Annotated in this window: 6 protein-coding genes; 2 read left to right on the top strand and 4 right to left on the bottom strand. The window is 59.5% G+C overall.

Going from position 1 to position 11,841, the window contains the following annotated elements:
• The 3 genes from IDL90_RS11700 to IDL90_RS06110 form a co-directional block, all read right to left on the bottom strand.
• Window positions 1-2,586, bottom strand: a complete 2,586-nt coding sequence (locus IDL90_RS11700; RefSeq protein ID WP_187994791.1) for a LuxR C-terminal-related transcriptional regulator — start codon at window positions 2,584-2,586, stop codon at window positions 1-3.
• A 168-nt stretch (window positions 2,587-2,754) separates the two neighbouring features.
• Window positions 2,755-5,841: a DUF11 domain-containing protein gene (locus IDL90_RS06115; protein WP_187994790.1), complete on the bottom strand. Its 3,087-nt coding sequence runs from the start codon at window positions 5,839-5,841 to the stop codon at window positions 2,755-2,757.
• 6 nt (window positions 5,842-5,847) lie between these two features.
• Complete coding sequence (locus IDL90_RS06110; RefSeq protein WP_187994789.1) at window positions 5,848-9,081, bottom strand: DUF11 domain-containing protein; 3,234 nt, start codon at window positions 9,079-9,081, stop codon at window positions 5,848-5,850.
• Window positions 9,082-9,648: 567 nt separating this feature from the next.
• Between IDL90_RS06110 and IDL90_RS06105 the strand changes: the two genes are divergently transcribed.
• A complete protein-coding gene (locus tag IDL90_RS06105) occupies window positions 9,649-10,059 on the top strand; it encodes a hypothetical protein (protein WP_187994788.1) in 411 nt (136 codons plus the stop codon).
• A gap of 114 nt (window positions 10,060-10,173) precedes the next feature.
• Here the strand turns inward: IDL90_RS06105 and IDL90_RS06100 are convergent, their stop codons facing one another.
• The gene (locus tag IDL90_RS06100) at window positions 10,174-10,590 is read right to left on the bottom strand and encodes a hypothetical protein (protein WP_187994787.1); all 417 of its coding nucleotides are present in this window, start codon (window positions 10,588-10,590) and stop codon (window positions 10,174-10,176) included.
• Window positions 10,591-10,652: 62 nt separating this feature from the next.
• Between IDL90_RS06100 and IDL90_RS06095 the strand changes: the two genes are divergently transcribed.
• Window positions 10,653-11,639 (top strand): phosphatase PAP2 family protein, encoded by a 987-nt coding sequence (locus IDL90_RS06095; RefSeq protein WP_187994786.1) that lies wholly within the window; start codon window positions 10,653-10,655, stop codon window positions 11,637-11,639.
• The last annotated feature ends 202 nt before the right edge of the window (window positions 11,640-11,841 follow it).

Raw genomic sequence — 11,841 nt, 5'->3', positions numbered from 1 at the left:
CTACTTCTCGATCAGGAACCGGTTACGAGCCTCCCTGATCGCTTCTTCGCGGTTTGATACCCCCAGTTTTCGGTAGATGCCCCGCAGGTGGAACTTAACCGTGTTCTCACTGACGAACAGGGCCTTGGCGATCTCCGCGCGGGTCCTAAAGTCGACGAGGGCGCGCAGGGTCCGCACCTCAGCAACACTGAGCGCCTCAAACCTTTCGGTTACCAGAGTCTCAGGGAGGTTCTCGACCAACTCCAGGAGACGCTTGAAGTCCCGGACCAGTAACGCGTCACCCTGCTTCGCGAGGCGAGTGATGGACTCCCGCAGGGTCTCCAGGAGTGCCGCCTGCGGAACGGTTCCGTAGACTACTGAACCTCCGTGGTCTTTACTCAGTTCCACGGCAGGCGTCAGGGCCTCAGCCGCGCCCGCAACATCGCCCTGCTCCCCGAGCGCCACCCCCAGAATCAGCCCGATTTCCGCACGGCGACGCAAAGAGAGGTTCTCTCCCAACAGGCCGAGGGCGATCTCTCGAGCCGCGTCGTTATTCCCGCTGTACAGTTCCAAACGCGCTGTTGAGAGCCGCACGACGGGGTGTTCTTTGGGGAGTTTTTCAAGCATGTGTCGCGCGCCCGCGTACCCACCCAGGTACGTGGCAAGATCGGCCCGGGTGGCGACAAGCGTGGCACGCATGTACGGGGTGGTGTGGAAAATCGCCTCAATCTGCGGCAAACGACGGCGCAGAACACCAAGGCCAGCCTCACAGCCATGCGACATACGTGCCACATGGATTTCCGCGAGCACAATAATCGGTGTTTGCTCAGCCCTCTCCAAATGAGGTTCCACGGATTCGAGGACGGTGTGGAACCATTCCTCGTTACCATCCTCAGCTGCAAGCAGCGCCTGTGCGGTCATCCTGTTCATCCAGGCCAGGGTGGAACCTCTGAACCCAGACGCTTCCATCGCGCGCTCGGCGTAAACCAGGAGGCTACGCGCCTCTTGAAGGAAGCCACTGGTTGCAGCCGTGGCGGCCAACCCTGACCAGGCGCGAACCTGAGACAACTCATCAAGTTGTGCCTGCGCCCACTCAAGACTGCGTTGGTAGCCGCGCCTAGCCAATGCCACGTCGCCGTTGAGCAGCCCAGTCAGGCCCACAGCCGCGTGAACAAATGATATGGAACCGTCAATCGATGCTTCCCCACCCGCTGGCAGCTCCAGCACTTTCTTTTCGAGTTCGCGTGCGATCTTCAGGGTGTTTGATGTAGTACCCCGCAAGCGCTCAGCGATGAGAAGGGAGGTCAGTGCGAGGACGTCTGCTTCTGAAACGTCTTTGCCTCCCTTCTGGTTCGCTGCTTCGCGCAGTGACGCGTGCAGTTTGTCCAACACTGCTGGTGGGGTGCGGGGGTCGCGCAACTCGATGAGGAAGAGCGCTGACGTGAGGATACGGTGGTCGCGCAGGTCGCCTATTGGCACCCAGCGAAGAAGCTCTGCAAACCGTGCAGGGTTGGTAAGCACAGAGAGATAATTTCCGATCAATACCGTCTCTGCCATCGCATAGTCGCCAATCTGCAGCAGTTGGGCGAGGGCGGTGTCGGGGTCATCGACGGCAAGGCCGAGGGCGTGGCGGCGGCGCAGCGGTGCCAGGTCACCGTTGCCAGGATCGGGAAGGTTGAGGTGCTGAAAAGACGGCTCAAGTCCCGGGTTGACCCGGTAGCGCTCCCCACTGGGAAAGAGTCTTTGTTCAACCAGACCACGCTCCTCAAGGGCTGTGATCACTTCTGTAACGTGTTCTTGAGGGAAGTCAAGGGTTTCCGCAAGCGTCGCAAGATCAATCAGTTCGCAGAGAGAAATGTGGGCCAGGACGGTGGGGGCGTCCGGATGCTCCACCATTTCAAGTTGCTGCCTGGTGAAGCGAGTACGAAGAGCTTCCAACTGGACGCGTGAGCGACCTTCTTGCAACCCCTTGAGAGCTGCACTGAGCGCCATCGGCCATCCGGCAGTTGACGTGGTGACAAACTTTGGGACCGCTGCGGGGTCGACGCTGTGTAGTGCAGCAAACTCCCGCGCCTCTTCGTCAGTGAAGGCTAACTGCTCCACACCGATGTGCGTGGTGGGAACCAAGCTTGCAAACAGTGGGCCATCAAGACAGTTCCTGCGTCGGGAGAGGACGGTGAGGAAGAGGTTGTCACTTAGTTCCAAGAGTTCCAGCAACGCCAGGTCCAACCGAGGGGAAGTCGCCAACTGGTAGTCATCGATAATGATCATTGTCGGCCCGTCCAACTGCTCAACGGTTCGCTCGACCACTTCGCGTTCAGTCAGTCCCCATTCCGTGGCCTTGGCAACCAGTTCACGGGAGGAAGCCGACCGTCCCAGCGCTTCACCGAGTAGAGCCCAAAAGCGCTCTGTGTCTTCTTCAATTCTGGAGCAACGCACCCAGATCTGTTCGAAGTGAGCCATGCCCGGGCGGTTGAGCCATTGCGCAATAGCCGTGGTCTTCCCGTACCCGGCAGGGGCGCGCACCAGGGTGAGTGGAGTCGGTCCACTCTCTTCATCAACGATCATCCGTGATCGGTCGATGGTGGGAAATCTAGCGTTCGGCACCCCTATAGCATAATGTGTTCCGCCTCACCTGCGAAGTCGTAACTTCTCCACTCCATTTTTCACACCAAATGGCGGGCAACCAGTTCTCACCGATTGCCCGCCATTCGCCTTTCCTGAGGCGTTATCCCCGCCGTGCCTAGCCGGGATTACACGTCCTCGTCACGGAGGTCACGCTCCCATCCGGCTCCTTCTCTTCAATCCGTAGCCGATGGCTCCCAGCATCAATCCACCCAGGAGGATCGAACCGACTGTGGCACCCGTCCTCGGCAGTGCCGGAGGACCGGGCTGCACTGGGGTCGGTGTGGGTGGCACCTTGTGGGTTGTCGAGCACTTGTCCGGGAGGCATTCCCCGCCCGGCGAGTCTGGAATGGCAACATTCTTGAACTGAACATTTGCAATGCCTTTCTTCACGGTGACGGTGTATGAGACGGAAGCCTTCTGTCCCACCTCAACATCTGGAACCGCCCAGGTGAGGGTTGAACCATCAACACTTAGACCAGCAGCCAAATCACCACTGAGTGTCGCGTGCTTGAGGACATCACTCAGGTCGTCTCTGACGATCGCATCCAACACCTCAACTTCACCCGTGTTAACCACTGTCAGGGTGTAGGTCACGGACCCACCGGCCTTGACAGATGATCCCGAGGCTGGGTCGGAAGACTTCTCCAGCGTCCAAGTTGGCGAGCCTGGAGGGCGCACGCAACCTGGTTCCTTAACGTCAACCGAACTGTGGCTCTCCAACTCGAACCACCCTGAGGTCAGACTCAACTGGTTGGGCAAAGTGACCACTTGACCATCCGGCTCGCAAGGCTCACCGGGTTCGACCTCGAGCACTTCAAACTCGAGTTCTGCGGTGACGAGGAACTCTAGGGTCTCCCCTGCCGGGATCCTCCCCTTTGCGAACTCCCAATCGCCCTCGGCCGGCTTCTGTGGAACTAAGACAGTACCTTCCGGTAGCTCCTGGAGAGCTTCCGCCATCCAGGTGCTATCGCCAACGAAGGTGAGTCTCTCAGGCAGTGGCGCTGGAGTATCCGTTAGGGAGTACACCAGGTCCTGATCACTGTCGTTGGTGACCTGAACCAGGTAGCTAACGGACCATGTCCCGTCGTCGTTCTGCACCGATTCCTGACCTGTCTTCACCGCATTCGGCGCAGCCGGCTCAGCACACGCCTGGTCTTCCGTCGGCGTGCCCGCACTGGTCAGAGTGACGCGGTTCAAGAACCCTGAACCAACTTCACTCTCGACTTCGCAGTAGGCACTACCGGAGTCAAACGCCTCGTTACCAACGTTGGCATTCACGGTCACGGTGTAGGTGTGGACCGCGTCCTCCGGAGAAATCACCGTTCCGGAAGCCATTTGCGCAGAACCCTCAACGAACGGCTCATCAACAACGCCGCTTGGACCGCCTGACCAAGTTGCAGACTCAACCGTGATGTCGCTGCCGAAATCTAGGGTGTCAACGAGGTCGTACTTCGCGGACAGACCCTTCGGGTTCACTTCTTCGCCGGTTGGCAGGGTGACAACGACGTCGTATGTGACATCCCACGACCCGTCATCGTTCTGTGCTGCTCCCGTTACCGTCTTCTCAACACCGGGGCGAACCACGGTGTCAATTGGACCGCAAGCGTCATCGGTTTGGTCGTGACCGCCCGAGGTCAGAACGGCCTCGTTGAAGAAGCCATTGCCCGGCTGACCTGGAACCACACATTCCTGAACTGTTGGGTCAACGCCATTGGAGATGTCAACCGTCCAGATCACCTGGTAGGTGTGGGTCGCACCGGCTGCAATCTCTGCTCCAGCAACAATTGAACCGCCAGCACCCAGATCCGTGACCGGTCCAGCCGGGTCGGTATCGGTGCGCTGCCACGTCCCACTGACCGGGGTTGCGCCCTCTGCGAATCCGGGAACGTCCTTGAGGTCGTAGTAGGTGGCCCACTGGTTATCACCTGTCACCGTCAGGGTGTAGACAACAAGCCATTGGGTCGGGTCCTCATCACTTTGAGTTGCCGAATCGAATGCCTTGGAAACACTTGGCAAACCAGGCTCGGTGCATGCCTCCGCCTCGTCTTCACTGCCCGGGAAGATCAGCAAAGCCTTGTTGAGGAAGCCTCCACCGTCTTGGCTTTCAGGTGTCGGGCAAGACAACTGTGCCTCGCCGTCGCTCCAAGCCCCCGGCGCCACCGTTGCATTGGCGGTCACCGTGTAAACGTGGGTGGTATCGCCTGCAGCAATCGCTTCATCAACTGCAAGCGCTCCGCTGCTACCAACGAAGGTTCCGCTGGTGTGGCCATCCCAGGTTGCCGAGTCCACCGTGATGCCAGCACCGAACTGCAGGGTGTCGGTCAGTGAGTAGGTGGTCGCCACGCCCGCCACGTTAGTTACGGTGACGTTGTAGCGGACCGTCCAGGTCCCGTCCTCGTGCTGTACGGCGTCGAGGACAGTCTTATCGACTGACAGGTCCGGGGTGTGGTGCTCTGTGGTGCGGCAGTCTGGGTCCTCCGCAGGACAATCAACCGGAGGTGGTGTTTCGCCACCCTCGGTGACCACGTTCTTCAAAGTCACCCCGATAGCGTTGTCATTGACGGTCACCGTGTAGGAAACCTGCGCCGAAGCGCCAGCCTCCAACGTCGGAACAGCCCACGTCAACGTCTGAGAAGCCGCATCGTAAGTGACACCAGCGGGCAAGCCGTCCTCGTCCAACACCGCATTGTTCACCACGTCTGAGAGGTCATCGACCGCAACGTAGCCTTCCAGCGCGTTCTCCAGGGAGAGGTTGGTGGCGGTCAGAGTGTAGGTGACCGTGTCACCTGGGCTTACCGTCGAACCACTCACCGGGTCAGAGGACTTCAGCAGCGACCACTCCGGATCCGTGTAGTGTTCCGTGGTGCGACAATCTGGCTCACCTTCAACGCATGGCAGGGGTGGCGGAACTTCCGCGCCCGGTGTCACAACGTTGATGAGTGCGACGCCAAAGGCACCCTCGTCCACTGTCACCTTGTAGCTAATCGACTTCACTTGGCCGGGCAACAGTGACCCCACGTTCCAGGTCAGGGTCTGCGTTGCCGCATCGTAGGTTGCCCCAGCAGGAAGACTCGACTCGTCAAGTGTGGCGTGTCCAAGCACTCCGGACAGGTCATCCTCAACGACGAGGTCGGTGATCGTCTTCACCTTCGAATGGCTGGTCGCGGTGACCGTGTAGGTGATGTCGCTACCTGAATCAACGGTGGAACCGCTGACGGGATCGGCTGCCTTCACCAGTGACTATGCGGGATCAGTGTCATGCGTTGTGCTGCATGACTGCGACCCTGTCGGGCACGTCTGTGGCGGCACCGAACCGGAGCCGGTGGCCAGGTTCTTCAACGTGACACCATAGGCGTCAGCATTGACCGTAACCTGGTAGTCAATCGACTTCGTCTGCCCTGCCGCAAGGCTCCCAACCGCCCAGGTCAGGGTCTTGGTTGCCGAATCGTACGTGACGCCGGCGGGCAGCCCGTCCTCGTCCAGATCCGCGTACGCAACAACCGAGAGCAGGTTGTCAGTTACCGTCACGCCGGTGACTGCCTTGTCCTTCGACAGGCTGGTCACCTTCAGCGTGTAGGTGATGGTGTCACCGGGGCTGACTTTGCTTCCCGAGGCCGGGTCAGAAGTCTTCGCCAGTGTCCACGCGAGGTCCGTGTTGTGAGTGGTGGAGCATTCCTCCGACCCACTTGCACAGGTGGAGGGTGGAACTGCTCCGTCACCGGTTGCCACATTCTTCAGCGTGACACCGTAGGCGTCTGCGTTGACTGTCACCTTATAGTCAACGGACTGCACAGAATTTGCGGCCAATGTGCCGACCGTCCAGGTCAGTGTCTTGGATGTCGCGTCATAGGTGACACCGGCGGGGAGACCCGCCACATCTAGTGCCGCGTTGTCGACGACGCTGGACAGGTTGTCCGACACTGTTACCCCTGTGACAGCGGTGCCCGTGTCGTTGGTTACACGCAGTGTGTAGGTGATGGTGCTACCCGGAGTAACCGCGGAACCCGAGGCCGGGTTCGACAACTTCTCTAGGCTCCAATCGGGAGTGGAGTGCTCTGTTTGGCGGCAGTTTGGCTGACCCTGAGGGCAAGGATCCAACGGGATCCCACCATCATTGGTCGCAACATTCCGCAACGTCACACCCTTAGCATCAGCATTAACCGTCACCTTGTAAGACACCGAAGCAGAACCACCAGCAGCGACAGCTGGAACATTCCACCTCAACGTTGTCCCATCAAGAGACGCCTGCGCCGCCGGATTAATCGAACCCGCAACAAACGTCGCATTATTGAGAACATCGCTCAGGTTGTCCACAACCTTCTGAGCCGGAAGACCCACCGAAGAAGTGTTATTCACCGTCAACGTGTAAGTAATCTCCTGACCCGGAACAACAGTCGACCCCGAAACCGGATCCGCAGACTTCACCAAAGACCACGAAGGAGTCTTATGCTCCGTCTCTCGACACTTGGGGTTGTTCTGCGGGCAGGGATCCAGAGGCGTTCCGCCCGTTGTTGTCACGGCGTTCTTCAGGGTGACGTTAGTGGCAGTGTCTTTGACCTTGACCTGGTATGTCAGCGTCTTGGTCGCACCGGCAGCCAGGGAGGGAACATTCCAGGTCAGAGTATTGCCAGACAGGGATGCCTCAGATGGCAGGTTGATTGAGCCAGCAACAAAGTCCGCATTGTTGAGGACATTCGAGAGGTTGTCCGTGACTGTCTGTGCTGGGAGAGTCACCAGTGACGTGTTCGTAGCGACCACCGAGTAGGTGATCACCTGACCGGGAACCACAACCGATCCCGAAGCAGGGCTGGAACTCTTCACAAGTGACCAGGAAGGAGTCTTCGGAGTGTTGGTGAAAGTACAAACAGTTCCGGCTGACCCACTTGAGGGTACAGTCAGTGTGCCTGACGTCCCGCTGCCTGAACTGGTTACCCCACCGGTACAAGCCCAAGTTGAGGTGTACTTGTCACCGATGTTGCCGGATACCAGGGTCTCTGAGAACGTCAGTTGGCTTCCCCACGACACGGGGATGGGCCCAACGATCTCGGTTTGTACGCCAACCTGATCACCCGCAGTTGTCGCCTCGCCAGCAACGGTTTGGCCCTGAGACAGGGTCAGCTTGAACTGGTCGCTCGGCGTGTCGCGAGCAACGATATTCTTCTGAATGGTCACCGTCGGCGGCGACGTGCACGAAGCTAGGTCAGTACTTGACACAGATGTGCTGAGGTTCGTGCCGTTAGTCCACGTCGGCATATCGTAGCCGCGTACGGTATCGGCATTCCCGAGGAAAGCCTTACCGTCGGAACCAAACGCTACGCCATTGACATTGTTCATGGCACCAAATGACCTTGATGAGGCTGTGTCCAATGCGACGGTGGTGCTTCCCGTTGCTGCCAGAAGATTGGCGCGCGTTACAGAGTAGACAGCTACCTGCCCACCGTACCCGCGAACTATGAAGAGGTTACCCGCAGCATCGAATGCCATGTCTCCGTTGGAGGCGGATGCGGCATCTCCAGTGATGAATCCAACGAAACTGATGGTATTGCTACCAGCGTTGTAGCGGAAGATATTGAACCTAGTGCCGTCGTAACCACCCGCATAATATGTGCCGGTTGCTAGATCAACGGCTCCACCGATGAATCCGGTGGTGGGGTTCCCTTGAGCCCCCGAGGCGTAGGTAGCGCCGGTGCTGGTCCACGTTCCTGTTGAGGGAGCAAAAGTATAGAGCGCAATAGTCTCGTTATTGCTGGTCCGTTCGTAGCCGTAGGCAATCGTCCCGCCCGCAGCAATTCCCAGCCCGTTAAACTCGGTAGCGCCAGCTGCAGTTCCGATATTCGTCACACCGGAACTGGTTACGTACTGAAGCTGACCACCTGCAGAAATGCCGTAGACCGCTCCGACAGCACACGAGAGGGGTGGTCCAGTTGTGAGCGGCGCAATCGCCAATCGCTGGCTGGCGGGCGCCTCCGTCAGTCCACCGCTCTGCGGCTCGTCATCTATTTGCTCATCGTCATTGCTTTGCTGACTTGCGTCCTCGGGCGGGTCAGTTCCACCGGGTGGATCCACCTGGGTCCCACCACTTTCAGCCTGATCAGTCGCGGGTTCGACACTCTTCTGCTCTGACTGGGGAGCAGGAGCAACGAGGGGCTGAGGCGTCACTGCCGCCTGCGCCGCGGGAGCAGAAGCACCGCTCTGCGGCTGATCCGGGGCCGATGTCGACGCCACTGAAAGCTGCGGATCACTGCTCAAACCAGCAAGCAGCCCCCCTGCATCGCCACTTGAAGTTCCACTAGAGGGCGGATCGCCCTCACTAGATCCGGGGTCCTCTGCGGCAGATGCTGCTGGGACTACTCCCATAAGCAGCAGTGCTACCACACCCGCGTAGGCAGCAAAAACACGCCGAGGTGAACGTCCCGCCACCTCGGTGCGTACTTTGCGCAGCTTTCTCTCACTGTCTGACGTTGACTTCCTCATCGCCCCTCCTAGGCACGTTGGGCTCAAAATGCAGGCACCAATGCCCACATTTGGTGCGAAATCTACGTCGCTTCACGGGTGATATCGAGGGCGATTTTGCCGCTCACTCAGCCATCTTTAGGCGCCAGTAGCAACGCAACAGGGTCGTGACCAGCGGGTTTATTTCTGACCACACGGCGAACACTGCACACCACTTCCGCCCGTCCTAGGTCTTTTGTCCCACCCGAGAGACGTACCACGCATCCAAGAAGCCACCCAGCTAGGACGAACGGACTATTAAATGGGGTAAATACCCACCCGTTCCATAGAAACACCCCACCCGACCGCGCCATGCGCCCTCGGACGATCCCCTCAATACCAACACCATCGGTACCAGCCGTCCGACCGCACCATGCGCCCTCGGACGCTCCCGTTCTACCCCTACCGCCACAGAGGGTGTTTCGTCGCAATTGCCACATTTCGCCCTCGGCATCGCAACATTTCGCCAGAGGTTGTGAACAATGGACAGAGCCCACCTGTGTGGGAGCCCCGGTTAGTCGGGGAAGAACTGAGAAGGGTTACACCGCTATGAAGAAGATTCTTGCCGCCGCTACCGCAACCGTCGCAATCCTGTCGATGGCTGCATGTTCGTCAGGGGGCGCGCAGAGCGGATCAGCCCAGACAGTGGATGAGGCGTGCTCGACCATCATGACCTCACTGGATGAGCTCAGTGCAGAATTTGCTGACAAGACTGGGGAGTCTGCCGAAGAACTCGGCGAAATGTCGATAGCCACGAAGAACCACCTCAACGAGCTGGACAAGAAGATCACCAACGCCGAAGTGCGTGAGGTGTGGATGCCAATCTCCGAGCTCCAGGTGAAAGTAATGGAAGCTGCAGCGGCCGAGGACCAAGAAGCCATCATGACTGCCTACACGGAACTGTCTGAGAAGACCCCGGCTTTCGCTGAGGTCTGCGCATCTGAGACCGCCCAGAGCTAGGACCCCGTCGGCGGTAGGTGCTGCCCCGCCGCATGCGCTCGGCCCCAACCGGAAGCAGGCGCTAGAGCTCAACCGGAAACGGGGCTGGCCCATCACCTCTTGCGGCGCGAGTCCCTACCCCTCCGCCCAGGTGGGGATACGCATGGTCAGGGCTTCAGTGAGGTCAATCTGTTCGCCGTCACGTCCCCCCTTCCCCAGGATCAGGGTTGGGGGCGTCGGCTCCGGCTTCACGCCACGTAGGCGCTGAGCCAGCGTGAGTGGTGCGGTGAGGATGTAGAACTTTCCGTCCTCGCCCACCGCCACTGACTTATCCGCCTTGAGATACCACCCGCGGTAGGGAGTCTTCGCCTGCTTCCCGTCACCTGCTCTCACATGGAGAGGTTCGGGTTCGAGGCCGGTGCGGTGCGCTGCGCTGATAAACAGCCTCAAGTATTCGGCGGCCTGAGCACTCTCGGTTGCTTCCCGCTCGCGGAGGCGTTCTGCCTGCAGACGAGCATTCTGGCGTCTTTGCTCCGCCCAAGTTGAGTCCATGCTCATAGCGTAGTTGGATCTGAGTAAAGTTGGAGCAGCAAAAGGGCAGGAAAGGAGCCGACGTGAGCGTCTCGCGGTACAGTTCGACCGAAACCTACTGGACGCCGCCAGTCACACCGCCCGCCCTAACCACGCTGCGCAGCCAGATTGGGCGGCGTTGGGTGTGGATGTCAATCCTTTCCGTCCTCGTCTTCTTCGCCACCTACATCGGGTTAGTGCGGACCCCTCTGGGCCAGTACATGGAAAATGCGGCTCTGCTGGGAGCTCAGCAGGCGACGCAGGGGGAGGTCACGGACGCCCTCGACAATCTGGACGTTATATCTGTGACGTCACTTTGTGTTGTGATGGTGCTGCTGATGATACTGGGCGTGATTCGCAGGTCGTGGCGCATCGCGGCGGCGGGAATGTTCACACTTGGGGCATCCGCCGTGCTGGCTGAGGTGTTGAAGCGCTTTGTGCTGCCGAGGCCCGACCTGGCGGACATCTACCAGAACAACACACATAACTCGTTCCCCTCTGGTCACACCACGATTGCCATGTCGATTCTGGTTGCGCTGTTGCTGGTGGTTTCGTACCGCTGGCGTGGGCTTGTCATGCTGCTTGCACTGGGATGGGCGACGTCGATTGGCGCGGCCACTGTGACTGCGCGGTGGCATCGACTGTCCGACACCATCGGTGGGGACATGATCGCGATTGGGATGGGAGCGCTGGTTGCGATGTGGCTGCTTGGGCACCATGCGATAGAGGAGAGGACGTCCAAGGTCTACCCCCTGCGCGTGGTGTACGTGGTTTTCCTGGTGGTTGTTGGGGTTGGGTCGCTTGCCGTGGGTTTGATGTTGGGCATCGGAACGATGGCGAACTTTGGCGTGTTGCAGGAGGTCGCGACGTCGTACTCCACGGGCGTTCCGGCACAGCTCACAGCGCATTTGGACCCGGTCTTTAACGACAATATGTACCTGGCGGCACAGTCGCTGGCACTGGGGTTGTCGACGCTGTCGGCGCTGTGGTTTTGGGCGACGTTCTACAGGTTGGGGACGGCGGCGCCGTAGTCAACCACCGGCCCTTGTCCCCTGCCCGCCCCACTCGCGCCTCCAGCCCCACTCGCACTCGCCCCCGGCGCTACCCCATGTCATAAGGGTGCGCGTTACGCCTAACGGAGCGCGCTTGGCTTGCATAACGGTGTGATTCAAGGGCAAATGGGGCCAAACTCGCTCCGTTAGGCGTAACCCGCTCCGTAAGGAATAACCGGCT

The sequence above is a fragment of the Schaalia sp. JY-X159 genome (assembly GCF_014525425.1).
Classification (GTDB): domain Bacteria; phylum Actinomycetota; class Actinomycetes; order Actinomycetales; family Actinomycetaceae; genus Scrofimicrobium.
The sequence above is the reverse complement of the archived record's forward strand: the minus strand, read 5'-3'. Positions and strand labels throughout refer to the sequence as shown.